The organism is Paraburkholderia aromaticivorans (assembly GCF_012689525.1).
GTDB classification, from domain to species: domain Bacteria; phylum Pseudomonadota; class Gammaproteobacteria; order Burkholderiales; family Burkholderiaceae; genus Paraburkholderia; species Paraburkholderia aromaticivorans_A.
Genome location: NZ_CP051515.1, coordinates 3,083,261 through 3,107,630, shown reverse-complemented (window position 1 = coordinate 3,107,630; position 24,370 = coordinate 3,083,261). Strand labels below are relative to the sequence as shown.

22 protein-coding genes and 2 pseudogenes are annotated in these 24,370 nt (G+C 59.6%); 15 read left to right on the top strand and 9 right to left on the bottom strand.

What is annotated here, in order from left to right; genetic code table 11:
- Positions 1-105 precede the first annotated feature (105 nt).
- The 5 genes from HF916_RS25760 to rfbD all read left to right on the top strand — a co-directional run bounded on the left by HF916_RS25760 (position 106) and on the right by rfbD (position 4,627).
- Positions 106-1,107, top strand: a complete 1,002-nt coding sequence (locus HF916_RS25760) for a helix-turn-helix domain-containing protein (protein ID WP_168791579.1) — start codon at positions 106-108, stop codon at positions 1,105-1,107.
- 120 nt (positions 1,108-1,227) lie between these two features.
- Positions 1,228-2,289 (top strand): dTDP-glucose 4,6-dehydratase, encoded by a 1,062-nt coding sequence (rfbB, locus tag HF916_RS25755; protein WP_168791578.1) that lies wholly within the window; start codon positions 1,228-1,230, stop codon positions 2,287-2,289.
- Between the two features lie 3 nt (positions 2,290-2,292).
- Positions 2,293-3,180, top strand: a complete 888-nt coding sequence (gene rfbA, locus HF916_RS25750; protein ID WP_168791577.1) for a glucose-1-phosphate thymidylyltransferase RfbA — start codon at positions 2,293-2,295, stop codon at positions 3,178-3,180.
- Positions 3,177-3,725 (top strand): dTDP-4-dehydrorhamnose 3,5-epimerase, encoded by a 549-nt coding sequence (rfbC, locus tag HF916_RS25745; protein WP_168791576.1) that lies wholly within the window; start codon positions 3,177-3,179, stop codon positions 3,723-3,725. The genes rfbA and rfbC overlap by 4 nt, the downstream gene beginning before the upstream one ends.
- On the top strand, positions 3,725-4,627 hold the full coding sequence (gene rfbD, locus HF916_RS25740) for a dTDP-4-dehydrorhamnose reductase (protein WP_168791575.1): 903 nt from the start codon (positions 3,725-3,727) through the stop codon (positions 4,625-4,627). Before rfbC ends, rfbD begins: the two co-directional genes overlap by 1 nt.
- A gap of 58 nt (positions 4,628-4,685) precedes the next feature.
- Here the strand turns inward: rfbD and HF916_RS25735 are convergent, their stop codons facing one another.
- Entirely contained in the window at positions 4,686-5,477 is a 792-nt protein-coding gene (locus HF916_RS25735) for a helix-turn-helix domain-containing protein (protein WP_431311416.1), read from the bottom strand.
- Positions 5,478-6,743: 1,266 nt separating this feature from the next.
- Complete coding sequence (locus HF916_RS25730; protein ID WP_168791573.1) at positions 6,744-7,814, bottom strand: GlxA family transcriptional regulator; 1,071 nt, start codon at positions 7,812-7,814, stop codon at positions 6,744-6,746.
- A gap of 789 nt (positions 7,815-8,603) precedes the next feature.
- Between HF916_RS25730 and HF916_RS25725 the strand changes: the two genes are divergently transcribed.
- Entirely contained in the window at positions 8,604-8,789 is a 186-nt protein-coding gene (locus HF916_RS25725) for a hypothetical protein (protein WP_168791572.1), read from the top strand.
- Positions 8,790-8,892: 103 nt separating this feature from the next.
- Here the strand turns inward: HF916_RS25725 and HF916_RS25720 are convergent, their stop codons facing one another.
- The gene (locus HF916_RS25720) at positions 8,893-9,090 is read right to left on the bottom strand and encodes a hypothetical protein (protein ID WP_168792156.1); all 198 of its coding nucleotides are present in this window, start codon (positions 9,088-9,090) and stop codon (positions 8,893-8,895) included.
- Positions 9,091-9,416: 326 nt separating this feature from the next.
- Between HF916_RS25720 and HF916_RS52085 the strand changes: the two genes are divergently transcribed.
- The 4 genes and pseudogenes from HF916_RS52085 to HF916_RS25700 all read left to right on the top strand — a co-directional run.
- Positions 9,417-10,115: a diguanylate cyclase domain-containing protein gene (locus tag HF916_RS52085; RefSeq protein WP_431311415.1), complete on the top strand. Its 699-nt coding sequence runs from the start codon at positions 9,417-9,419 to the stop codon at positions 10,113-10,115.
- A gap of 189 nt (positions 10,116-10,304) precedes the next feature.
- A complete protein-coding gene (locus HF916_RS25710) occupies positions 10,305-11,276 on the top strand; it encodes a 3-oxoacyl-[acyl-carrier-protein] synthase III C-terminal domain-containing protein (RefSeq protein WP_240975628.1) in 972 nt (323 codons plus the stop codon).
- A gap of 28 nt (positions 11,277-11,304) precedes the next feature.
- Positions 11,305-13,878, top strand: a complete 2,574-nt coding sequence (locus HF916_RS25705; protein WP_168791570.1) for an ATP-binding response regulator — start codon at positions 11,305-11,307, stop codon at positions 13,876-13,878.
- A 164-nt stretch (positions 13,879-14,042) separates the two neighbouring features.
- Positions 14,043-14,167: pseudogene (locus HF916_RS25700) on the top strand (SDR family oxidoreductase); the annotation flags it as partial.
- A 28-nt stretch (positions 14,168-14,195) separates the two neighbouring features.
- Here HF916_RS25700 and HF916_RS25695 read toward each other — a convergent pair.
- From HF916_RS25695 to HF916_RS25685, 3 genes are all read right to left on the bottom strand, one after another.
- A complete protein-coding gene (locus HF916_RS25695) occupies positions 14,196-15,272 on the bottom strand; it encodes a LacI family DNA-binding transcriptional regulator (RefSeq protein ID WP_206001858.1) in 1,077 nt (358 codons plus the stop codon).
- Between the two features lie 128 nt (positions 15,273-15,400).
- Entirely contained in the window at positions 15,401-16,369 is a 969-nt protein-coding gene (locus HF916_RS25690; protein WP_168791569.1) for a dihydrodipicolinate synthase family protein, read from the bottom strand.
- Positions 16,370-16,418: 49 nt separating this feature from the next.
- The gene (locus HF916_RS25685; protein ID WP_168791568.1) at positions 16,419-17,738 is read right to left on the bottom strand and encodes an MFS transporter; all 1,320 of its coding nucleotides are present in this window, start codon (positions 17,736-17,738) and stop codon (positions 16,419-16,421) included.
- A 708-nt stretch (positions 17,739-18,446) separates the two neighbouring features.
- Between HF916_RS25685 and HF916_RS25680 the strand changes: the two genes are divergently transcribed.
- From HF916_RS25680 to HF916_RS25670, 3 genes are all read left to right on the top strand, one after another.
- A complete protein-coding gene (locus tag HF916_RS25680; protein WP_168791567.1) occupies positions 18,447-19,091 on the top strand; it encodes a response regulator in 645 nt (214 codons plus the stop codon).
- 162 nt (positions 19,092-19,253) lie between these two features.
- Positions 19,254-19,457 (top strand): hypothetical protein, encoded by a 204-nt coding sequence (locus tag HF916_RS25675; protein WP_240975498.1) that lies wholly within the window; start codon positions 19,254-19,256, stop codon positions 19,455-19,457.
- 31 nt (positions 19,458-19,488) lie between these two features.
- Positions 19,489-19,698: a hypothetical protein gene (locus HF916_RS25670; RefSeq protein WP_168791566.1), complete on the top strand. Its 210-nt coding sequence runs from the start codon at positions 19,489-19,491 to the stop codon at positions 19,696-19,698.
- 113 nt (positions 19,699-19,811) lie between these two features.
- Here the strand turns inward: HF916_RS25670 and HF916_RS49945 are convergent.
- From HF916_RS49945 to HF916_RS25660, 3 genes and pseudogenes are all read right to left on the bottom strand, one after another.
- Positions 19,812-19,944: pseudogene (locus tag HF916_RS49945) on the bottom strand (transposase); the annotation flags it as partial.
- A gap of 28 nt (positions 19,945-19,972) precedes the next feature.
- A complete protein-coding gene (locus tag HF916_RS25665; RefSeq protein WP_168791565.1) occupies positions 19,973-20,281 on the bottom strand; it encodes a hypothetical protein in 309 nt (102 codons plus the stop codon).
- Between the two features lie 142 nt (positions 20,282-20,423).
- The gene (locus HF916_RS25660; RefSeq protein WP_168791564.1) at positions 20,424-21,428 is read right to left on the bottom strand and encodes an aldo/keto reductase; all 1,005 of its coding nucleotides are present in this window, start codon (positions 21,426-21,428) and stop codon (positions 20,424-20,426) included.
- 287 nt (positions 21,429-21,715) lie between these two features.
- Between HF916_RS25660 and HF916_RS25655 the strand changes: the two genes are divergently transcribed.
- A complete protein-coding gene (locus HF916_RS25655) occupies positions 21,716-22,618 on the top strand; it encodes a LysR family transcriptional regulator (protein ID WP_168791563.1) in 903 nt (300 codons plus the stop codon).
- A gap of 117 nt (positions 22,619-22,735) precedes the next feature.
- Positions 22,736-24,361, top strand: coding sequence for a D-alanyl-D-alanine carboxypeptidase/D-alanyl-D-alanine-endopeptidase (locus HF916_RS25650; RefSeq protein ID WP_168791562.1), 1,626 nt, complete (start codon positions 22,736-22,738; stop codon positions 24,359-24,361).
- Positions 24,362-24,370 lie beyond the last annotated feature (9 nt).

The window sequence follows — 24,370 nt, the reverse complement described above, 5'->3', positions numbered from 1 at the left end:
ATAGGTGACAAAGCCAGCGCTGGCCGCGGAAACAGGAACATGCACCCATACACAAACCGCACAAGAGCTAAAGGAGCATTCTCCGATAACGTCGCGGCACCTTCCATGGAATCGGAAGTGAAGATTGCGATAGTCGTGTTCGCGGGGTTCTCCGTCAAGGAGGTCGACGCACTTGCGGACATCTTTAACCGCGCTCACGGCAACGATATCGCGGAGGAAACGTCGGCGTCGCTTGGCCTGATATTCAAAGTGTCGTTACTGTCGATTGGAGGCGGCTATGTTGATGACTCGCTTTCAATCCGGATCTGGACAGATCCGGTCGAACCTCGTTTATCGGAGAAATTCGACGGGGTGTTTGTGGTCGGTGCGAAGTCCAGGGTGGGCGCGGCTGAGGACCCGGACGTGTTGCGCGTCGTGTCGACCTTGGTGGCGCGAGCCGATGTCGTCGTGTGGGATAGCGATAGCTCGTTGTATCGATTCGTGATGGCTTCGACGAGTACCGCGCGGCGCGGGCGACGATTGGGTGGCACTCGGGCGCGCTCGAGACTGGCGCCATCCATGACGGAAGCAGGGGTGTCGTTTGTCGCGGCGTTGGCGGCGACCAGCACGCACGCGCGAAAACAGATCGAGTCGCAGATTCTGCTTTATCTCACATCGTCGCGCAATGCTGTGAGAAAACACGCGAGTCCTCGGGCGTCGACTAATAGTCGCGATGCACAAACCATCGACGCGTCATCGATGGAATGGACGACACCGATTAGAGCGGGGGCGAATTGGCTGCGAGAAAACTACATGCATCCGATCTCAATTGCGCATGCGGCCGAGGTCGCAAATATGAGCGAAAGAACGTTTTTGCGTCGTTTCAGGGCGGAGGCGTCAATCACGCCATCGGAGTATTTGCTCGAGATTCGACTGGGTGTCGTGTGCAGCCTGCTCCAGCGAACCAGTTTGCCGATCGATACGATCGCGCGACGTTGCGGAATGGGAAGTGGCGAGCGACTTGCAAAAATATTCAGACGTCGCCTCTCTCTCACGCCGAGCGAGTTTCGTGACGCGAGTCGTCAGGGATTGCATTCTGGAATTCACAGGATCGATCTGAATGAGTAAGTTCGAGCGAATCGAGCGGGAACTGGCGAATGTCGGAATGCGCCAACTATATGGCCGATAGAAAAATAGTCGTGCCTTTACGATTCAAAGTGTAAGAGCCGTCATCTAAGAGAACTTCAAATGATCTTCGTAACGGGTGGCGCCGGCTTTATAGGCGCAAATTTTGTCATCGACTGGCTTGCCCACCACGATGAGCCGATACTCAATATCGACAAACTGACGTATGCCGGCAATTACGGCACGTTGCGAGAGCTGCACGACGATCCTCGTCATGTGTTCGTGTGTCGCGATATCGGCGATCGCGCGGCCATGAGCGCTATCTTTGAACAATATCGGCCGCGTGCCGTGGTGCACTTTGCAGCGGAAAGTCACGTCGATCGCTCCATCGACCGTCCACGCGAGTTTATCGACTCAAATGTGACGGGCACCGGTGAACTGCTCGATGTTGCGCGGCTGTATTGGGAGCAACTAAGCGGTGGGGAACGTGCTTCGTTTCGCTTCCTGCATGTGTCAACGGACGAAGTGTACGGCTCGCTGTCGGCCAACGATGCCGCATTTACTGAGACGACACCGTACGCGCCAAACAGTCCCTATGCGGCGTCGAAAGCCAGTTCGGATCATATCGTCCGCGCATACCATCACACCTATGGGTTGCCTACGCTGACGACGAACTGTTCGAACAACTACGGGCCTTACCAGTTCCCGGAGAAGCTGATTCCGTTGATGATTCAACGTGCACTGAGCGGCGACGCACTACCGGTTTACGGCGATGGCGGCAATGTGCGCGACTGGCTGTATGTACGCGACCATTGTGAGGCGATCCGTACGGTGCTCGCCCGTGGCATGCCGGGGGAGACATATAACATTGGCGGCGATAACGAGAAAACCAATGTCGAAGTCGTTCATTTCATCTGCGATCTTCTCGATGCGATAAAGCCGCGCGAGAGCGGCAGTTATCGCGACCAGATCGCTTTCGTCTCGGACCGGAAGGGACACGACCGGCGCTACGCGATCAATGCAACGAAGCTGCGTCGCGAGCTTGGCTGGGTGCCGCGCGAGACGTTTGCGAGCGGCTTGTCGATGACGGTGCAGTGGTACGTTGAAAACGGTGCGTGGCTCGAAGAAATCCGCTCTGGCGCATATCGGCGCTGGATCCCCGAAAGCGTACTCAAGAGAGCGTGAACTATGGACTCGAACCGTAAGGGCATTATTCTCGCTGGCGGGTCTGGTACGCGGCTGTACCCGATCACGCGCGTTATCTCCAAGCAGATGCTGCCGATCTACGACAAGCCGATGATTTACTATCCGCTGTCCACACTGATGATGTCGGGCATTCGCGAGGTCCTGCTGATCTCGACGCCGGATGACACGCCGCGCTTCGCGGCGATGTTCGGCGACGGCAGCCAGTGGGGTATGCGGATCACGTACGCTGTGCAACCGTCACCGGACGGGCTCGCTCAAGCATTCATACTCGGCCGCGAATTCATCGATGGCAAACCGTCCGCGCTGATTCTGGGCGACAACATTTTCTATGGCGCGGACCTGGGTGCGCATCTGGGCAATGCGCATTCGAGGACCAAAGGTGCGACGGTCTTCGGGTATCACGTGCACGATCCGCAGCGCTACGGCGTGGTGGAGATCGACGCACGGGGTAAGGTGCTGACGATCGAAGAAAAGCCTCTGAAGCCGCGCTCGAATTTTGCTGTTACAGGTCTTTATTTCTATGACGGCGACGTCTGCGATGTTGCTGCGAACATTAAGCCATCCGCACGCGGTGAGTTGGAAATCACGGACGTGAATCGGCACTACCTGGAGCGCGAAGCGCTTCATCTGGAAACGCTGGGTAGAGGCTTTGCCTGGTTCGATACAGGGACGCACGAATCGCTGATCAATGCGGCGACATTTATCGCGACGCTGCAACAGAGGCAGGGCTTGCTGGTTGCAAGCCCCGAGGAAGTCGCATTCCGGCGTGGCTGGATCGATGCCGAGCAACTGGCCCGCCTTGCTGCGCCTTTGCAAAAGACGGATTACGGCCGATATCTGTCATCTCTCATTCCGACCATCCTCACATGACCATTCAAGTTCGACATACCGCGATTCCCGACGTGAAGGTGATCGAGCCGCACGTGTTTGGAGATTCACGCGGTGCTTTCCTCGAGACGTTCAATCAGGTCGAGTTCGAGGAAAAAGTGGCACGCGGCTATACGTTCGTGCAAGACAATCATTCGATTTCAGCGCAAGGCGTTCTGCGAGGCCTGCATTACCAGATCCAGCATCCACAGGGCAAGCTGGTTCGGGTTGTAGTGGGTGAGGTGTTCGACGTCGCGGTCGATCTGCGGCGCTGGTCGTCCACGTTCGGGCGATGGGTCGGCGTGCGGTTGTCCGCGTCGAACCGGCGGCAGCTATGGATTCCGCCGGGCTTTGCACACGGCTTTGTCGTATTGTCAGATGTCGCTGAATTCCTTTATAAAGCTACTGCATTCTGGCACCCGGAACACGAGCGTACGTTGCGTTGGGACGATCCGGACATCGCCGTCGAATGGGAACTGAATGGTGATCCGTTCGTTTCATCGAAAGACGCCGCCGGTTGCCGCTTCAACGAGGCTGAGGTTTACTGATGAGAATCGCGGTCACAGGCGTACAGGGGCAACTCGGCTGGGAACTCGCACGCTCGCTTTCGCCGCTGGGCGAGGTGGTTCGTTGGGATCGGGAAGTTGCGGATCTCAGCAAGCCGGTGTTGCTTGACGGCTTGATGAGGTTTTACCGTCCGGACGTCGTTGTCAATGCCGCAGCCTATACGGCGGTCGATAAGGCGGAAGACGATAGCGTAACGGCACGGCTCGTCAATACCGAATCGGTCGACGTAATGGCCCGCGCGGCAAAGCGCGCGGGCGCATTGTTCGTTCATTTTTCGACTGATTACGTATTCGACGGAAAGTCGGCGGAGCCTTATTCGGAAGATTGCGAGACGTCGCCGCTGAATGTGTACGGCGCGACCAAGCGCGACGGAGAACTCGCAATCATCGCGTCCGAATGCGATCATCTGATCTTCCGGACCTCCTGGGTCTACGCGACGCGCGGGGCAAACTTCATGCTGACGATGCTTCGGCTCGCCGGAGAACGTGAAGCGCTCAAGATCGTCGATGACCAGGTCGGCGCACCGACTTCGGCAAGAATGCTTGCGAACGTTACTGCGCACGCTATTTCGCAAGCGATGCGCGAGCGTCGGGAAGGACGCTTTCAAAGCGGACTTTTTCATTTGACATCGCGAGGCGTGACCAGTTGGCATGGCTTTGCTTCTGCGATCATCGACTATGCGCGCAATCTCGCGCCGTCAGGTCGGGTACGTGTCACCCACATCGAAGCCGTACCGAGCGAGGCGTTTCCGACGCGTGCGGCGCGGCCGCGCAATTCGGCTCTTAACAACGACCGCTTTGGTGAGCGATTCGGACTTGTGCGGCCCCATTGGTGGGACGCGCTTGCTCAAACGCTAGATGAGCGATTCGAGCGTACCACTTAAGCGTTCCAGATTCGCTAAGGCGTCTGGAAAGAGACCGTGGATTTGCTGCTTGCGCGCGTTACGACGTTCTGCGCGAACCTTGCTTGCTGGTTCGATACTCCGTCGGCGTGGTGAGCAGGTGCTTGCGGAACAGCTTGGCGAGCCGTCCACCGCTGCCAATGCCGCATCGACGCGCGATCTTGTCCACGGGCAAGCTTGTTTTGGCGAGAAGGCGGCAGCTCATGTCGAGTCGCACATAGAGCAGATATTCCGACGGGGTGACACCCATTTCGCTCTTGAAGCGCCGTAGGAAATTCCGTTCGCTCATCGCCGCGATCTGCGCGGCATCGTCGATCGATATCGGGCGAGCGCCGTTGGCCTCGAGCCATTGCGCGGACGCCTGGATTTTGTCGCTGATGTGCGATGCCGTTTTGCTACGCAGGATTGCGCTGAACTGCGTTTCGCCCTGTGGCGCAACCCAATCGGCGACCTGCTGCGCGACTACCGGTCCGAGATCGTCGCCAACGATGCGCAATGCGGTTCGCAGCGGGCTTGGCGAGTCGACAAGAGGGCGGGATGGGAATGCGCTTCGTGCGTGGCCGTCGTTCTCAATACGCGCACCGTAGGCGTTCGAGAAACCCGCCGCTTCGAGCATCAGGCGTCCCTCAGCGATCGCATGGACCATACCGCTTCTCGGAAACGCCTGCCGAAGCCACACGATCAGACGATCGTCACGGAACGCATTCGTTGCGCCGGTGCCGCCTGCAATGAATAGCGCGCGGAAGTTATCGTCGTGCCCGCGAGATTCGACGCTATCGGTCCACACGAACACCGAGGAGGAACTGGCGATACGTCCACCGGATGCCGACAAAAGCGAGACCTCATAGCGCGTTCGGCGGGGCTCGCCTGCATCACTCAGGGCATTCGCCGACTGGAATATCTCGATGATGGAAGCCACATCGGGTAGAGCAAATCCATTGAACAATGCAATACCGATGTGGTTTACGCCGGGGGTCTGTGGCGAAGCGGGTGCTTGAAGTGCATTCTTATGCTTCACGTTGCAAAGAAACTCCATCGTACTTCCCCGGAAATGAGTGACTTGCCGGCCGTCTCTAAGCCGCTTTTAATTGTTTGATCGAATGCTACATAACGTTGTTGCGCTGCATTAATGACTGGCCGAATTTGCCAAGGTGTTGGCCAGAATTGCCAAATTTATGGTGTGTTTCTGGGGGCAAGGGAATTATCCGTTGGATAACTGGCGGGTTTAATTTGACAGCGTGGGCGATTCTTGAGTAAGTGTGAAATGCACTCTATCGAGTTGGTTTCGATGGAATATCGAGCAAAGAACTAAAAGGCGTTAATTTTTATTCTGAATTGAAATATCGAATGTGAGCCCGATAAAGAGCGCCATTAAAATGCATAGAACAGTGCGGAATGAATGTAAGTGCAGGCCTATTGTGGGAGCGCTACGAGACCATGCATTCAAGCCTGTCGTAACGAAGAAAACTATCTATCATCGATATGTAGTGATCCTATGTGACGGTATGAGACAGAGTCAATGTAACAGTCAAGGATCCAGCTTTGTCGTACTCGAAGAGTTGTGACTTCACTTTGAAAACATCATCGAATCCCAGTTCATCGACCTTCATGACTACATTGTCGCCGACAAGGGGGAGATGACATGCGAACCTTTTCCCAGTAGTACGGTACGTACCAAAACCACCCGTGTACTCGTACACATAAGTCACTTTCTCATCCATCTGCGCTCCATTCGGGAGTTTTCGTATGTATCAAGGACGTGGATGCATGTGCCTCGCGAGACGCCTGGCGCGTAGTTGGACACGCGACTCGAACCTGATATGGCGGAGAAAAAAGGAACCTGCCGCCCGAAGGAGCGGCAGGCCAGAAAATCGAGGGGTTGGGGTTGACTGAGAGAGGCGCCCCTCGAAAGGCCGACGCCAAGTGTATTCGTTCGAAGTAGACTCAAGACGCGAGCGGCGGATGGCGTCACGTTGTTGACTGAACATGACATAAGAAGGGCTCAACGCGGCATGATCATTCAAGTATCTTGGCCCTGCATAGACTTGGGTGGCCGTGGTCATCTTCCGGCGGTAGCGATGTACCGCCGGGTTCTGTCTTACGCTTCGACTTGACTTGTGTAGTCGGCTTCGATCCGAACGCCTGGATCGAACTCACGCCGTTGATGCGGTACCTGTGCTTTGGGCTTCTGCTGTGCCACGTGGTTGCGCGTTCGATAGTCCGTCGGCGTCGTCTCCAGATATTTCCTGAACAGCTTCGACAACTGCCCGCCGCTGCCGATACCGCAGCGGCGCGCGATCTTGTCGACGGGCAGACGCGATTCAACCAGCATCCGGCAACTCATATTCAGACGTGCGCGAAGCAGATAGTCGGAGGGCGTCATGCCGATCTCGCTCTTGAAGCGACGCAGGAAGTTGCGCTCGCTCATCGCTGCGACCTGCGCCGCGTCGTCGATCGAGATGGGACGATCGACGTTCGCTTCCAGCCAGCGGGCCGACGCCAGGATCTTCTCGCTGATCTGCGGCGTCACGTCAAGCGTGATCGACGAGCTGAAAGGCGTCTTGGGTTGCGGCGCGATCGACTCGGCAACCCGCTGCGCCAGATCGGCACCGAGATCCTCTTCAACGATACGCAGCGCGGTCGATACGGCGCCCGGCGCTTCTGTCAACCGCGCCGGATGCAGGCCGGGTGCTTCGTTGTCTCCATAGAGAAGCGGGCAGTAACGGCTGGGCAGTCCGGCGGCCTGAAGCAGCAGTTGGCCTTCCGCGATCGGATGCACGATCTCGCTGAACGGATGCCTGCGGCGAAGCCAGTTACTCAACCGCTCGTCGCGGCATGCCTGCTGCACGCCGGCGCCGCCTGCAATGAACAACAGGTGCGGCTCATTCGTGCCTCGATGCGACTGGACATCGTCGGTCCAGACAAAGACCGATGACGAACTGGCGATGCGCCCGCCCGCGGCGGAAAGCAGCGAGACGTCGTAACGTGCGCGGCCCGACCGCGGTGCGGTGACTAGCGAGTTAGCCCTCTGGAAAATCTCGATGAGTGCAGCGACCGTAGGCAATGCGAATCCGTTGAACAGCGCGATGTCGACGCGAGTCAGAGCGTTCGTTTGCATCGGCACGGCACTGTGCCGCGAACTGCGCGGCAGAGTATGTACCAAATCCATTTATTTTTCCCCGGAAATGTGTGGTCTACAGAGACTTCTCCCCAAGACTCCGTCTTTTTTCTTATTAGAGCATGCTATACGTGTAATTTTCTTGTCAGTATTTCATGGCTGAATTAACCAACACATTGGCTGTTGTGGACGTTGAGCGGCGAGATGGCGAGCAGCCTTGCTGAGCGGCTGATTCGTTCCGTGATTGGGTAAGATTGAGAAAGGATTATCGTATATCGCAACAGACTGGGACGGCATGCATAGCGCATCCCTTTATCGATTTATATCGTTGTTGGGATAATTGTGCTCAATAACAGTGCATAGTCCATTAGCGACGAAATATTTTGTGGTGAATGCATGCCAGTCAGATTGATCAAAGGTGGTGCATTCGCTGCACCGCGTCGGGTGTTGCCATTAAGCGCCGCGGCCGATGTTGGGAAAACATGTGCCTCAGGTCGCTCGCGAGGCAGCCCCAACGGTGTGCTCCTTTCGGACTTAAGTTTTCCGATAGGCGCCGCAAAACGGTGCGACACATCGGAAGAGGTAGAATTTCGCCCTGGCTTTCAGGATACGCGGATTGCAAGTGCGTGCTCACCTGCATCGCTGTTCACCTGAGCCGTAGCGCGGCCGCCTTGTCTCGCCTCCTTGAGCGCGGCGAACGCTTGAACTCCGTGATGCGCTATGTTCAGTTCGGTCACCGCACTGACATCGTCCCAAGCGGGGGAGCAGTGGGTAAAAAATTTTCAGCAAACGATTGCGCATGAGGCTAAATAAGCTCAGCACGCGACCGTTAACGGGTTCATGCATAAACAAGACATTCAGACAATCGTATCCGCAGCTCGCGAAACGGCCGATTCCATCGTCGGTGCGCGCGAATGGAGGACGGCGGAAGATGCCAGCGCGATGCGCGACGTGATCTTCTGGGACATGGTTGCGAAGCGATTGCCTAACACGAACATCGCCGATCTGCTGTCAGGGTTGGATTAGACGGCTTAGTCGACACTGTCTATCTTGCCGCGCAGCATGCAGTTAGCGTGCGATGGCGAGCGCGTCCAGCGTCCGTCAATTGACGTCTAAGGCTTCACCACGGCTACTGATCGCCAAACCCGACCAGGGAAAAGATCTTGACGACTGATCCTTGCTTCGGTTGACGCTCGCCCTGTTGTTGTATAAAGACTTGCATCGCGCGTGTCATCTCTTGAACTGAAAGCTTGCGATAGGCGCAGATGTTGTAGGTGACGCCGTGTTGCCAGTCTTTGATGAAATTGTCTACGTTCGGTAGTTGCATGCTTTCCTCGATAGCGTCACGCGGTTTTCCCGCTGGAACTGTGGTCGTCTTCGACCCACGGGTGAGGACAGCAGTCGCAATCGTGGATGAACCTGGGGCGGCATGCATCGACCTGATCCTCTTAGGTCACGAGCGACTATTGCCTGAATTTGAAGCGGTCCACAAAAAAAGAGCCTGCCGCCCGAGGGAGCGGCAGGCTGAAAGATCGAGGGGTGGGGTTCGCTTGAGAGAAGCGCCCCCTCGAAAGACCGAAGCCGAGTTTAGTCGCTTGAAGGAGGCTGCGGACGCACGCGGCGGATGAGGTCACGTTCTTGACGGAACAGGACATGAAAAAGGGCTCATCCAGGCAGAAGGACACGCCGCTGATCGCCACCGCGCATATCCGCACCGCGACCCGCCGGGTGCAGCGCCTGCACCGTAACCCGACGCAACCTCAACGCGACAAAAGCATAAAGTTGTCCGCCAGCAAGCCGTTAGAGCAGCGGGGACTACACGCCGCCGCACTGATGCGACACGGTCCGCGGAAGCTGATTCCCACGCGCAAAGAATCCATGTTCGCCGTGCTCTTCATCGACCTCGACGGCTTCAAGTCGATTAACGATTCACTCGGCCACGGCGTCGGCGACGACTTGCTCCAGGTGTGCGCCGAGCGTCTGCGCCAGGACTTGCGCCATACCGACATGGTCGCGCGGCTCGGCGGAGATGAATTCGTTATCGTGGCGGTGAATCTTTCGCCGAACCAGTTCAACGTGCCGGACCTGGTGGCCCGCTTCGACGCGCTGCTCGACGCGGCTGGCGTCGATCCGTGTCGCGTGAGGTTCGAGATCACGGAAACGACGGCGATGCAGAACATCGAGAAGACGAGCCGCACGATCGAAGCGCTGCAGTCGCGCGGCTATACCGTCGCCATCGACGACTTCGGCACGGGATATTCGAGCCTCGGCTATCTACAGCGCTTCAGGTTCGACCCTCCACGCCACCCCACATTCCCATTGGCAACACGCCAGACGGGACTTTTTTCATGAATCGCGGTGGACGCGTTAATGTACCAGCGCCGCGAGGCCGCGTATCTGGCGTCCCAGATACTCGCGTGCCATAGGCGCAAAACGTACTTCTACCCACCGCGTTAATTTTTTCATGGATTCTTTATGCTTATTAAGAACGTAGCCGTCAGCTTGCCCTCCAGGATCGTTACGAACGAGGAAGTGATCGATATGATTCGATTTCATTCCAAGGATTACGAGGGCGACATCGACCGGGGGATGCGCACCATCAAGACGTTGCTCGACAGAAGCGGACTGGTCAACCGGCGCTGGTGCGAAAGCCACGAGTCGCCTATCGATCACGTCGCGATGGCGACGCGCAAGGCGCTATCGGAAACGTATCTGAAGCCGGAACATATCGAGCTGTTTATTTATGTCGGTATTGGACGAGGGTTCCTCGAGCCCGGCAACAGCCACATGATGGCCAGCACGCTCGGCTTCGTCAACGCCGAGTGTTTCGATGTGGTCGACGCCTGCATGAGCTGGACCCGGGCCATGGCGATCATCGACAGCCTTTTCAAGTCGGGTCAGTACAGAAACGCTATGATTGTGAATGCCGAGTTCAATATGCTTGCCGGCGGTCCACTCTATCCGGGGAATTTCGCGTTGAAGAGCCAGGCTCAAATCGAATATACGTTGCCGTCGTTCACGATTGGCGAGGCGGCGACCGCTACCTTGCTCGTCGCCAAAGAGCCGGATAACTTCACCTTCGCTTTCCGCGCGAAGCCGGCAGTGTCGGACCTGTGCACCATTCCCATTCCCGGCTACGAAGGGTATTGCCACCCGACCGAGCGCATCGGTAAGAACGGCGAGATGCGTTTCACGTCATTCGGCCATGAGCTTCACAAGAATTCGGACGAGCTGTCCGCGGTATTGACTAAACTGCCTGTTCCGAAGAAAGACATCGACATCGTTTTTACCCACGCATCCTCCAAGGCAGCGTGGCAGGGTTATGGCGCCAAGGTGGGGATCGACGACAAGATGTATCACATCTATCCGGAGACGGGAAACCTCGTTTCGGCTTCGATTCCGGCTGCCATTTCACTGGCAAAGGACGGCGGGCAGTTGAAGAGAGGCGACAGAGTGCTGTGCTGGGTCGGCAGCGCCGGCATGTCGTTCAACGTCAGCAGCTTCAAATTCTGAGGCTGGAAAAGTCAAGATAAAGCGCGACATGAGAGCCATTTCAGGGAGCATCCGTTATCTCAACCGACTGGTTTATGACTCGGCCAAGGTGTCGGACTACAGCGTGCTGGCTGTTGGCGTAATCGGTACGATCGGACATCCGCTGTACTGGCTTTGGTGGACCTACATCGATCCTCAACCCAATGAAAGCCTGCTGATGCGCGCGTTCGGCACAGCCGCCTGCGCGCTGCTGCTTTTGCGCCGTTTCTGGCCCGCTTCGGTCGTGCGCTTCCTGCCGTGGTATTACTTCGTAACGGTAGCCTATACGCTACCGTTTTTTTTCACTTACTACCTGATCGCCGGTCACTATTCGATGCTCTGGTCAATGGCCGAGCTGGGCATGGTGTTTTTCCTGATCGCCATCTTTCCGTTGGTCGTTGCGTTAGCACTCAATCTGATTCTGGGTATTGGTCTTGCCGTCCTGTGTGCCAGGGTCGTTATTCCGCAATCCCTCCACGTGGACGGGCAGCTATTTCTCTACACGTATCTGCCGGTTTTTACATTCGGTATTTTCGCCGGCCTTACGTTCAGTTACAGCAACCTGAAGGGCATCGTCGCGCAGGCAAAAAATGTGGCGTTTCGCGCGCTCGCCGGCTCGATCGCTCATGAAATGCGCAATCCTCTCAGCCAGCTGAGGCACGTACTGGATCGCATGGAAGAGGCACTGCCCGCGGTGACGGATGCCAACCCGTCGCCGGCCATGTCGCATGACAGGGCGGCGTTGCTTTACTGGCATCTCGCCCACGGCCAATTGTCGATTGATCGGGGCCTGCGCATCATCGCCATGACACTGGATGAAGTCAGCGCGAAACCCATTCGCCCGGATCACTTCACCTATCTGAGCGCGGCGGGCACCACGCGTAAAGCGCTGGACGAATACGGCTTCGGCGATCAGAAGGAGCGCGCCAAAGTCCGGCTCGTGGTGCTGGAAGACTTCACCTTCAAGGTCGACGAAACCGTCTATCTGTTCACGCTGTTCAATCTGATCAAGAACGCGCTGCATCACATTGCCGCGCATCCTTTGGCGACGCTGACGCTGACGATCGACCGCCAGACGGTGCTGGTTCACGACACCGGCCCCGGCATCGCGGCCGACCTCCTGCCGCATCTGTTCGAGCCCTTCCGTAGCGCGGGCAATTCGGCGGGTACGGGGCTCGGCCTTGCCTATTGCCAGCGCGCAATGCGCGCGTTCGGCGGCACGATTGCCTGCCGCTCGGAAGTCGGGAAATTTACTCAGTTTACGCTGCAATTCCCCGTCGTCTCCAGCCGCGAGGTGGCAGAGCACGAGCAGAAGATTTGTGAGCGCGCCACGCCATTTTTTACCGGCAAACGCATTCTCGTCGTGGACGACGATGCCGCTCAGCGGGCGCGAAGCCGCCGCGCGTTGTCGAAGGTCAGCGCGGACGTGAGCGAGGCGGAAAACGGCGAGGTGGCGTTGAGCGTGCTTCAACAGTCAGCGCCGCACGACCTCGTGCTGATGGACATCAATATGCCGGTCATGGACGGCTACACCACTGCCGAGAAGATCCGCGCCGACCATCAACACTCGAACTGGAACGTTCTGATCGCCGCCTATACGGCAGAGCCGGGCAATGTGACGCGGGTGCTCGCCCGGCGCGCCGGCATGGACGACATGATCAGCAAATCCGTCAGTGCGGTGGAACTGATCACCGCGCTCCAGGCGCTCTTCGAAAGCGGCAATCGGCACGTTCACAGCCATCCATTCGACGGGTTCGCCGGCAAAACGATTCTGGTGGCGGACGACGACACCTACAGCAGGCGGATTGCCAAAGGTTATCTGGAGCGATGCGGCGCACGCGTCGTCGAGGCCGAGCATGGGCCGGCCGTGCTGGCGAGGTTGGAGGCGAACGACGCCATCGATGCCATCGTGATGGACATGAACATGCCGGGAATGGGCGGCGTGGAAACCACTGCGTCGATTCGCGCCCGTGCCGACGCGTATGCCCAGATCCCCATCGTTGCATTGACCGGCCAATCCGATATGAAGGCCGTGCAGGCATGTCTCGCCGCGGGCATGAACGAGGTCATGATCAAGCCGGTGCAGATCGGCGCCCTCTATGCTTCTCTCGCAAGACAGTTTGCCCAGCAACGTGCGTCGCATGCGCCGATCAAAGCGGAACCGGCGCAGACGCTCGCCGCGCAAACGGGCAAGCCAGCGCCGATCAAGGAAGGCCCGCTGCTCGACGAGCAACACCTCGAAGAACTGGTGGCGCTCGATTTGCTGGACCAGACGTTCCTCAACGGCATCGAACAGATTCGCTCGACTGTGGCGCAACTCGCCGCCAGCGTGGCGGCCCGCGACCTCGAATCGACGCACGGCGCCTTGCACGTCCTGCTTGGCATCAGCGGCAATATCGGCGCAAAGGCGTTGCATCAGTTCGTGCGGCAGATCTATCCGCGCGTGGTGGAAGGGGAATGGCCCGCGGAGGCCGACTGGCTGGCGCGAATCTGCTCGTTGAGCGACCATTCGGCCCCTGCGTTGCAGACCTATTTCGCTTCAGCCAAAGCGCGTGGCGATCACGGGGACTCAATGAGTGATTGATGGCCGTTGGAGGGCTAGTGATCCGGTTTGGCTTCAAACCCGCAAGATCCTGACGGTCGAAGCGCAAACGCCCCGGAGAATCGCGCTTCATAAGCGTTTGCTATCGTGCGCGAACGAAGCTGTCTTGGCGTGATTCGCGGGGGCGATATACCGTTATATCCGAACCGTCACGGCGTTGGGGGATGTGAAAGATCTCGTCGGCGCCGCGGTCTTTCTGGCAAGCAACGCTTCGAACTTTGTCAGCGGTCACATTCTTTACGTGGACGGCCGCGTGACCGCCACGCTGTAGTCCGTCAATCAGGCGCCGCGCCGCGAGGCTATCTCGCGGCCGGTCCCGTCGATTGCCTGAGCTGAAACAGCGCGTGCACCTCGTGCCCGTGCAGCGGACGCTTGCCGTCGAGCGTGTCGAGCAGATATTGCGCGGCAAGCCGTCCGATCTCGTAGGTGTCGACGCGCATCGTGGTCAGCGCGGGGCGGATTTCCTGCGCCATTTCCAGATCGTCGAAGCCGGTGACGGACAATTCGCCCGGAATCGCGATGCCCAGTTCCTCCGCCTCGCGCAACACACCGAGCGCGATATGGTCGTTGCCGCAGATGATCGCGGTGGGGCGCTCGCCCGGCGCTTGCCAGATCGTGCGCAGACTGCGCCGTCCGAATCCCATCGTCGATTCGCCTTCGAACCTATGCTCCGGGCGCACGGCGAGCCCATGACGTTCGAGCGTCGCGCGAATACCCGCGACGCGTGCCTGCACGCGGTCGTTGTCGCGCGTCGGCTGGATGCAGACCGCGAACGAGCGGTGCCCGAGGCCGATCAGATGTTCGGTGATCTCGGCGTAGGCCGCTTGATTGTCGAAGCCGATGCAGGTGTGCGGACTGTCCTCGCGATACGCGTACGTGACCGCATACGGCACGCGGTAGAGCCGCAACGCATCGAACAGTTCGGCTGGATGAGCCTCGCCCACCACTGCCATCGCTTCCACGCCGCGCGCCAGCATCGCGCGCACTTGCGTGAGCGCCTGTGCGGGGTCGTAGTTCGAGCAGCCGAGCACCAGCGTGATGCCGCGCGCCGCGAACGCCGCCTGCATGCCGCTTACCTGTGAAGCAAACACCCGGTCGTCGAGCGTCGGAATGATGATGCCGGCAATGTGGCTGCGCGTGGAGGCGAGGGCGCGGCCCGCAGCATTCGGAAACCAGTTGAGTGTGAGCGCGGCATGCTCGACGCGCTCGCGCACGTTCGCGGAGACCTTGTCCGGCTCGTTGTAGACCCGCGAGACGGTCGCCGTGGAGACGCCCGCGAGCTTGGCGACATCGGAAAGCACGCTGCGGCCTGTGCCGCGGCGTGCGCGGTTCGTCTGGGTGCGGGCGGCGGCCGGCGGGTCGAGGGAGTCAGGCATCAGGTTGGAACGCGCAGAGTGAATCGGGGAACGCCCGCCATCTTACCGCCGCAGACGCGCGCGAAGCGTGGGCGCGCGTGACAGCTTCAGCGGACGTTCCTGTGATCCGGAAATCCTTCCGGCAAACGCTAGCGAACCGAGCGGTTCGCACCGAGTGCCGCGATACGGGCACGAAAATGCTCGGTGCCGGCGACGATCTTGTCGAGCACCGCGTCGAGCGCCCAGAAGCGTTCGCGCACATCGTAGTCGATCACGCGGCAGCGAATCGAACCGAACGTGCCGATCCGTTGATGGTAGATCTTCGCGAGCGCCGGATAGCCGAGCGATTCGGAGACGGCGGCGAGCACGAGAAACGTAGCGAGTTCCTCCGCGAGAGCCGGGTCTTGCGCCGCATCGTTGCGCAGCCAGTTGTACAGATCCGGGTGGAAGTTCGTGAACACGCCGTTGAAGCCGGCGGAACCCGCTTTCATCGCGTCCCATGCAATGGCCGCGTTGGCGTTCAGGATTTTCAGCGGCGAACCTTCGGCGAGCGCGACGCGCCGTTTGACCGTAGCGAGATCGCAGCTCACGTCCTTCAACATGATGAAGCGGCCGGTGTCGATGCATAGCTTCAATTCGTCGTCGGAGAGAAGGCGGCGGTAGGGCGCGGGGCATTCGTACAAACCGAGCGGAATGTCGGACGGCAGGCGCGCGAGCAGTTGCCTGAGATTCGCCGCGAACGTCTCCGTGCCCTGCTGCTTCGGGTCGAGCCGGTTCGTCACCAGCACGATGCCTTGTGCGCCCGTGGCGGCGGCGACGTTGAGTTCCTCGGCTTGTGCCTCGGGGTCGTCGCTGATATGGCCGGAGACGACGACCGGAATCCGGCCCGCCACTTTGTCGACGACAAAACGTCCCAGCGCCCCACGCTCGGCGAGCGTCAGGAACTGCATTTCACTCGACTGCGCGACGGCGAAGAGCGCGTCCGATCCATGTGCGATATACCACTCGATCAGACGTTCGAGTCCGGCGTAATCGATTGCGCCGGCATCGTCGAACGGCGTCAGCATCACGGGGACGATGCCTTCGACCGACGTGGTGGCTTGCTTGGAGGTGGTCATGCTCGTGATCTCCCGGAAAGGGTTCGTTGAGTCGAGGCGGCGCGCGTATTCACGCGGGCGCTCGCACGGGTTCGGTTGGGGTGGGCTGGTCTTCGATCGGCTTGCGCACCAGCAGGAGGTAGCTCATTGCGCCGATGAACGCGATGCCCGCGGCCGTCAGCAGCGCGGGGACGAACGACCAGCTCTGCGCGATATAGCCCGTCAGGATTGGGGCCAAGGCGCCGCCCAGAAAACCGCCGAAGTTCTGGATGGCGCCGAGCGAGCCGACGCGGTTGGGCGGCGCGGCAGCGGTGGCGAGCGCCCATGAACTGGCGGATGCGGCATTCGCGAGAAAGATCACCACCGAGATGCACACGATCGCGATCGCGTTGCTCTCGACCAGCGCCGCCGGAATCGTGAACGCGACCATGCCGAGCATCGCGATCACCACCGAATTGCGGCGGCTCGCGACCGGGCTCGTGCTGCGGCTCGTGATGAGATCGGAGAACCAGCCGGCCGTCAGCGAACCCAGAAAGCCGCAGAAGAACGGTATCGATGCCGCGACGCCCGTATGCATCAGGCTCATGTGGCGTTCCATCGTCAGATAGCCGGGCAGCCACGTGAGGTACACCCAGTTCAGGTAGACCGAGCCGAAGAAGCCGATCAGCATGCCCCACGTGGTGCCGTGCGAAAACAGCGAGCGCCATTCGGCGAAGGTGACCGTGGGTGCCGGCTTGCGGTCGGCTTCGTCGCCTTCGAGATAGTGCCGCTCGGCTTCGGTCATGGTGGCCTTGACGGGGTCGCGGTACACCGCGAGCCACACGAGCGCGACGACGAGACCGACCACGCCGGTCACGATGAACGCCCAGCGCCAGTGAAACTGCACGACGAGAACCGACAGGCACAGCGGCGCGAGCGCCGTGCCGAGCGGCGACGCCGAGTTGAAAATACCGGTCGGCTTGCCGCGCGCGCGCAGCGGAAACCAGTTGCTGACCACCCGGGCCGCCGACGGAAACTGCGGCGCCTCGCCGATGCCCAGCACGATTCGCGCGAGGATGAACCAGCCGAAGGTGGAGGCGAATCCACCGGCCGCCTGCGCGAGCGACCAGACGATCAGGCCGATGCCGAGCAGCTTGCGCGGTCCGATCCGGTCGACGAGGCCGCCCACCGGCAACTGGAAAAGCGCATAGCTCCACGAGAACGCGGAGAGCAGCAGCCCCATTTGTCCGAGCGACAGGCCGAGGTCATGACGGATCAGCGGGTTGGCGACTGCGAGCGTCCCGCGATCCAGATAGTTGACGATGCCGCTCACCATCAGCAGCGTGAGCGCCACGATCTGGGCGCGGCGGATTCTCGGTGGCGCCTGCTCGAGGCTCGGTGTTGCGCTCATGATCGTTGTCTCCGTTTCATGTCTTCGGTTGGTGTGAGCAAGCCGCGCTGATGCGATGCCAGGCGGCCGGAATGTGCGCGTCCACCTCGGCGAAGGTGGGACCGAGGTCCGCGCGCCTTTGGCGCATCACGACGAGCGTGGCGCAAACCTGCGCGAAGGCGACGGCTTTGTTCTGTAGTCTATATTAGCGCTTACATTTAACAGCGCTTCTGAGCCACTCATGGAATTTTGCTGTGAGCTTCACTCCAGAAATCATAATGATAGCGCTTACATTTTGAGCCTCTCTTCGAATTGATTGCAAGCGTTAGCGCTGGGTTGGAGGGTAAACCCCAGCCACTTGCGGGCGAATGCCACGGTGTTGAAGGCGAAAGGCGACTTATCGCTCCTTCGCCTGGAGCCGGATCGGATATTTCGCGGAAGCTCGGCGGTGAGATCTCGGTGCTCAGCGCGCCGGGCAGCGGCACGTCGATTACCGTGCGCATTCCGGTCGACGACGCTTCGTAGCAGTCGAGAACCCGATTGAACCACCAAGACGACTTCCGCAAGCGGGCGACAATCGCGTTGATCTGGCGCGTACAGGTTATTCCTACGGACTGCTCGGCATGCAGGAGCGCGCGCGTCTGATCGGCGGCGCGATGACCATTGACAGTGCGCAGAGCATGGGCACCGCCATTTCCATTCACATTCCGCTTACAGGCGGGGCAGAAAATGATCGACGTCCTGATTGCTGACGACCACGCCGTGGTGCGTGGCGGCCTGAAACAGATTATCGCGACGACCACGGATATCGTCGTCGCCGCCGAAGCCGCACAGGGTTCGGAAGTGCTCGACCGGCTGCGCGCAAGACGCTTCGATCTCGTGCTGCTGGACATGACGATGCCCGGCATCAGCGGAGTCGATCTGATCCGGCGCGTACGTGCCGAGCAGCCGCCCTTGCCGATCCTCGTGCTCGGTATCCACAACGAGGCGCAGGTCGTGTCGCGCGCGCTGCGCGCCGGCGCGACGGGTTATGTGACGAAAGACAGCGATCCGGACGTGCTGCTCGCGGCGATCCGCAAATTGACGGGAGGCGGGCGATTCATCGACCCGAAACTGGTCGACGCCATGGTCTTCGAAACGCATTCCGGCGATGCGCCGCCGCACGAGGTGTTGTCCGACCGCGAATTTCAGGTATTGCGGATGCTGGCCGCCGGTCAAAGCATCAACGAGATTGCCGAATCGTGCTCGCTCAGCGCCAAGACCATCAGCACCCACAAGATGCGTCTCATGCAAAAGCTCGGCCTCAACAACAACGCCGAGTTGATCCGATATGCGATCAGGCACGGTCTGGTGACGGAGTGGCAGAGACTTTAGGGATATCCTGAGGCTCGAAGCAGCATTTCCCGAATCAACAATCTGGCGCTGCTGACTGAAGAATCCTCGCCGTTGTCCCACGATTGTTAAATGGGAACCTGAAGTGCGGGGGCAGATGTAGATGCGACGAAAAGCTCACTACGCGGACTGCGCGAGAAATTATTGGCAACGGCGGGCACGCTGCCGGTCCGTGTGCTCACGCTGCATGGTTCGCCGGACGGTCTGACTTGCCGGGTATGCGTCGAAATCAGGCGTCCGGACGGTCCGATCCTGCTGTTCTTCTTCCGGCACGACGACGGTACCTGGCACGTATTTCCGCCGGCAAAGAACCTGTGCAAAATGAGCTTCGAGCCGCTCGCCGGTTGACGTGAACAAGGCCGGACAAAGGAGATCATCGATGAACGCAGACAACCTGAGGACGCTGTCGGGGCACGAAACCGAATTGCGCGCGTGGTTGAGCGATTGGTACGACCACGCATTCGCGACCGGCTTCATCCGGCCGCCTTTCATACTCGACGACGCGACCGCTTTGAGGCTGGAAGGTTACTTCGACGTGGGTCTGACGCCCGCGGAGGGCGTCAACGCGATCTTCGGCGTGGTGCATTGACGCATCAGACGCGCTGGGGCATCCGGCGCGTCGATGCGTTGCTCACCCCGAGCGCGCTTTTTGCTGCCGGACGTCGCTGTCAAGTTCGGCGGCGTCACCGTCTTCACCGCTTTCCTCGTCGATCCACCGCCGCGCCCATTCGAGCGCGTATTGCTGTGCCGTCTCGCAGTTCTTGAAACTCGGACCGATCAGCCCGGAACGGGCGACTCGCCGATCATCGCGCACGATCTCGGCCCATCCGCGGAAAGCGCGGGCCCGGCTGTCTCCGTTCGCGCTACCAGCCGCTCGTCAGCCACGTTGGCAGGGACGACAGGATCAGCAGATCCTCGACACAATCCGATAGCTCGCAGACTTCCTGAAAGGCGGCATCTTTGGAATCGTGCAAATGTTGCCGTCTGAGCTCGCGTAATGCCGTTCCAAGTCGCCGGAGAGTCTCGGGGTCGCTGTGCATCATCGGCCAGCCTTTTAGCAGATACGTCAGCGGCACGACGCTTCTGGTTTCGCACCACCGGTCGAAGAGGTGCAAGCACATTGCGTTGACGTGCTCGATCGAATTTTCTCTTTCGGACAGATAGGGAACCATGTCAGCACTCGGATGAAGGACGGTCGGCGTGCGTCCATCGTATGCGGCCAGTTTTCGCGAGGCTGTCAGGAGATCAAGAAAATGAGAGCGGTGGATGCTGAACTTTGGGTCACGGAATCCTTAGGCGGCCCGGTTTGAGGTGCTAGAAAGCTCGCCGCCCCTCGATCGGATATCCCGGATCCGTGTACCCCGGGGTCGACGCATGACCCGGAGGCACCAGACTATCCACGAACTTTTCATCGTCGGGTCCCAGTTGCAGATTCAGCGCCTGAACGTAGCTGTCCCAATGAGCCTCCGTGCGAGGACCGGCAATAGTCGAGCTGACGATTTTGTTCTTAAGCACCCAGGCCAATGCGAAGGCGATCGAATTCGTACCGCGTTCCGCAGCGTGCGCCGCAACCTTCTGCGCGATCGCGAGCGATTCAGGCCGCCATTCGGTCTGCTGGATGCGCTTGTCACCGCGCCCCACGCGCGAATCGGCGGGCGGCGCGCCATCTAGCGCGTATTTGCCGGTCAGCACGCCGCGAGCTAGCGGGCTATACGGCACGACGCCGATGCCGTAGTGCGCGGCCGCGGGCAGTTGCTCGACTTCCGCGGTGCGGTCCACCATGTTGTAAAGCGGCTCGCTTGCGACCGGCCGATCGATGCCGAGGTGGTCGGCGAGACGCACGATCTCGGCAATGCGCCAGCCGCGGAAGTTGGACAAGCCGAAGTAACGAACCTTTCCCTGGCGAATCAGGTCGCCAATCGCGCGGACACCTTCTTCGAGCGGTGCATCAAGCAGCGCGCGATGAAAGTAGAGGATGTCGATGTAATCGGTGCCGAGGCGCTTGAGGCTGGCTTCCACCGACTGGATAATCCACTTGCGCGACTGGCCCTGTTCGTTCGGGCCCTGAGTTGCCGGATAGCCGAACTTCGTAGCGATGACCCAACTGTCGCGGCGCTCGGCAAGCGCGCGGCCGACGATTTCTTCGGAGCGGCCGGCGTGGTAGACGTCCGCTGTATCGATGAAATTGACGCCCTGATCGAACGCTTTGTCGATGATGCGCTTCGACGTGGCTTCATCCGTTTCACCACCGAACATCATCGCGCCCAGACACAGGGGTGAAACCTTGAGGGCGCTACGGCCCAGATATCGATAGTCCATTAGCTTTCTCCATGCAGTACGTTCATCCGGGCCACGTTATAAACAGCGGCGAAGTTGGGATGATAGACATTCGCCGTCTAGAGATTAAGTCCATGAAACCGCAAGAGCTTATGAAATGAATTCATGAATATTTCTGCATGGCTGTGCAAATGCGCCCGGCTTTAGTTCATGCGGCGTGTCTCAACCGACTCTAAATAAAAGCTGGCATTCGCCCTACCAATTTAACCAGTGCACTCCTGTGTGACTAGTGGTTAAATTCCACAATCACCCATGAGGTCGGTTCATCAATGCCACGCGAAAATTTCAACGATCTACTCGCCTTCATCGCCGTCGCGCGCGAACGCAGCTTCACTCGCGCGGCCGCCCAACTCGGTGTATCGCAATCGGCTTTGAGCCACACGATCCGTGCGCTCGAAACCAGGCTCGGCCTGCGGCTGCTGACGCGCACCACGCGCAGCGTATCGCCGACCGAGGCCGGCGAGCGTATTCTGCGGACGGTGGCGCCGCGCTTCGAGGAGATCGAAACCGAACTGACAGCCGTCACCGAGCTTCGCGACAAACCGGCCGGCACGATTCGTATCACGGCGACCGATTACGCGACCAACACGGTCCTCTGGCCCAGGTTGTCGAAGGTGCTCCGTAAGTATCCGGAGATCAAGGTCGAGATCATCACGGACTACGGTTTAACTGACATCGTGGCAGACCGCTACGATATCGGCATTCGTAACGGAGACCAGGTCGCGAAGGACATGATTGCGGTGCGCGTTGCCGCGGACATGAAGATGTCGATCGTCGGCACGCCGGCCTACCTGGAAAAGCAGCCGTTGCCCAAAAAACCGCAGGATCTGATGACGCACAACTGCATCAACCTGCGCCTGCCGACACTCGGTGCGTTTTACGCGTGGGAGCTGAAAAAGGGTAGTCGTGAAGTCCAGGTTCGCGTGGAGGGCCAGTTCTCGTTCAACGGCACCTATCACATGCTCGACGCCGCATTGGCCGGCTATGGTCTTGCGTACCTACCGTCGGACCTGGCGCAACCTCACGTTACGGCGGGGCGTCTCGTTCGCGTGCTCGACGACTGGTGTCCGACATTTCCCGGTTTGCACGCGTATTACGCCAGCCGATCCGAGTCCTCGCGAGCGATGACGCTGATTATCGATTCGCTGCGTTATCGTCCGAAGATGAGCTAGATTCAGCCAATCACCCTATCGTGCGAAATAAATCCGCGCGTTGCCTCAGAGCATTTTGTATTCCTGCCCCCGGCATACTATGCTGAAACTCTCCTATGGCGATCGGCGGGACTATCCATGCGCACGCAACTGCTGGCCGTTCTGGCGTTGATGGCCTCATGTTCGTTCGTCGCCGGTTGCGGCAGCGATATTTCGCAAGATCCCATTACGCAGATCATGGACAAGGCGCGCTATACGAGCGCGAAGTCGCAATGGTCGATGATCGTCATGGATGCGGGCACGGGCGAAGTGCTCTACTCGCTGCAGCCGGATGTGCTGTCATTGACGGGCTCGGTGCGCAAGCTCTTCTCGGTGGGAACGGCGCTCAATGCAATCGGTCCGGATTACCGCTTTGAAACGCCGGTCTATCGTAATGGCACGGTCGACGCATCCGGCAAACTGATCGGCGATCTCATCGTCAAGGCGTCCGGCGACCTGACTTTCGGCGGCCGGATGAAGGCAGACGGCACGATTGATTTCACCGACTTCGATCACAACGAGGCGCGTGCCTTCAATGGGGCGATCCTGACGCCCGAAGACCCGTTGACGGCCGTGAACCAGTTGGCCGCGCAGGTCAGGGCGGCGGGCATCACGTCGATCAGCGGCGACGTGATCATCGACGACAGGCTCTTTGACGCGTTCCGCGTGCCGAACGGCAACGTGCTCATTTCGCCGATTCTCATTAACGAGAACGTGATCGATGTGACGCTCGCGCCGGGGGCGAACGCGGGGCAACCTGGCCAACTCGACTGGCGGCCACGCACTAGCGCGATGACCATGCAGGGAACGTCGATGACGACTGCGGCCAACAGCGCGCCGGACATCGTGACATCCGGCGATGCGCTCGAAGAAGGGCCGCTCAGCTGTCTCGCCACGCCGGGCTGCAAAGGAACAATCTCCGGCGAAGCCAGCCTCAGCACGCCGGCATCGATTCCTGCCGGCTATCAGTCGGCGTTGATTGGCAACGACCTGTACGTCAGCAACCTGCGTGTCGAGGATCCGCCGTCCTTCGCACGAACCGCATTCGTCGACGCATTGGTGCGCGCCGGCGTGACGGTGTCGGCGCCCGCTGTCCAGCCGAATGCTTCAGTCAGGTTGCCCGCGCCGCAAACCTATACGAGCGCGACGCAGGTCGCGAGTTTTACGTCGTTGCCTTATTCGGAGATCGCGAAACTGATCCTCAAGGTCAGCCTCAATACGGGCGCTAATCTGAGCCTGATGTACCAGGGTTTGACGAAGGGCGCGCGGACCGTCAACGACGCGCTGGCCGCGGAGCGTCAATCCTTGACCGGCGATCTGGGCCTCGACGGAGCGGGCTTCAATTTTCCGACCAATGGCAGCGGCACGCCCGACAGTCGCGCGACGGCGCGCACCACCGCGACGCTGCTCAGTGTGATGAGCCGCCGGCCGAACTACACGGTGTATCGGAACGCACTGTCGATTCTCGGTGTCGATGGTTCGCTTGCCGCAATCGGCAAAAACGTGGCGGGCAAGGAGCATATCGCCGTGAAGAGCGGCGCGACCGTCTCCGGCGGGCAGATGATCGCCATGAATATGGCCGGCTATATCGACGCAAAGAGCGGACGGCGGCTCGCCTACGCGCTGTTCGTCAACAACGCCGGTCCGGTGGCCGCGCTCACCGATACGCTCGATGTATTCGACGACGAAGCAGAGATACTCGGCATCGTCTACGCACGGTACTGACGAAACGCG

Excerpts from the sequence above, each read along its gene's own strand:
- HF916_RS25760 (WP_168791579.1), top strand. The coding sequence starts at position 106 with ATGGAATCGGAAGTGAAGATTGCGATAGTCGTGTTCGCGGGGTTCTCC.
- rfbB (WP_168791578.1), top strand. The coding sequence starts at position 1,228 with ATGATCTTCGTAACGGGTGGCGCCGGCTTTATAGGCGCAAATTTTGTC.
- rfbA (WP_168791577.1), top strand. The coding sequence starts at position 2,293 with ATGGACTCGAACCGTAAGGGCATTATTCTCGCTGGCGGGTCTGGTACG.
- rfbC (WP_168791576.1), top strand. The coding sequence starts at position 3,177 with ATGACCATTCAAGTTCGACATACCGCGATTCCCGACGTGAAGGTGATC.
- rfbD (WP_168791575.1), top strand. The coding sequence starts at position 3,725 with ATGAGAATCGCGGTCACAGGCGTACAGGGGCAACTCGGCTGGGAACTC.
- HF916_RS25730 (WP_168791573.1), bottom strand. The coding sequence starts at position 7,814 with ATGGATTTGGTACATACTCTGCCGCGCAGTTCGCGGCACAGTGCCGTG.
- HF916_RS25725 (WP_168791572.1), top strand. The coding sequence starts at position 8,604 with ATGCATAAACAAGACATTCAGACAATCGTATCCGCAGCTCGCGAAACG.
- HF916_RS25720 (WP_168792156.1), bottom strand. The coding sequence starts at position 9,090 with ATGCAACTACCGAACGTAGACAATTTCATCAAAGACTGGCAACACGGC.
- HF916_RS52085 (WP_431311415.1), top strand. The coding sequence starts at position 9,417 with ATGAAAAAGGGCTCATCCAGGCAGAAGGACACGCCGCTGATCGCCACC.
- HF916_RS25710 (WP_240975628.1), top strand. The coding sequence starts at position 10,305 with ATGATTCGATTTCATTCCAAGGATTACGAGGGCGACATCGACCGGGGG.
- HF916_RS25705 (WP_168791570.1), top strand. The coding sequence starts at position 11,305 with ATGAGAGCCATTTCAGGGAGCATCCGTTATCTCAACCGACTGGTTTAT.
- HF916_RS25695 (WP_206001858.1), bottom strand. The coding sequence starts at position 15,272 with ATGCCTGACTCCCTCGACCCGCCGGCCGCCGCCCGCACCCAGACGAAC.
- HF916_RS25690 (WP_168791569.1), bottom strand. The coding sequence starts at position 16,369 with ATGACCACCTCCAAGCAAGCCACCACGTCGGTCGAAGGCATCGTCCCC.
- HF916_RS25685 (WP_168791568.1), bottom strand. The coding sequence starts at position 17,738 with ATGAGCGCAACACCGAGCCTCGAGCAGGCGCCACCGAGAATCCGCCGC.
- HF916_RS25680 (WP_168791567.1), top strand. The coding sequence starts at position 18,447 with ATGATCGACGTCCTGATTGCTGACGACCACGCCGTGGTGCGTGGCGGC.
- HF916_RS25670 (WP_168791566.1), top strand. The coding sequence starts at position 19,489 with ATGAACGCAGACAACCTGAGGACGCTGTCGGGGCACGAAACCGAATTG.
- HF916_RS25665 (WP_168791565.1), bottom strand. The coding sequence starts at position 20,281 with ATGGTTCCCTATCTGTCCGAAAGAGAAAATTCGATCGAGCACGTCAAC.
- HF916_RS25660 (WP_168791564.1), bottom strand. The coding sequence starts at position 21,428 with ATGGACTATCGATATCTGGGCCGTAGCGCCCTCAAGGTTTCACCCCTG.
- HF916_RS25655 (WP_168791563.1), top strand. The coding sequence starts at position 21,716 with ATGCCACGCGAAAATTTCAACGATCTACTCGCCTTCATCGCCGTCGCG.
- HF916_RS25650 (WP_168791562.1), top strand. The coding sequence starts at position 22,736 with ATGCGCACGCAACTGCTGGCCGTTCTGGCGTTGATGGCCTCATGTTCG.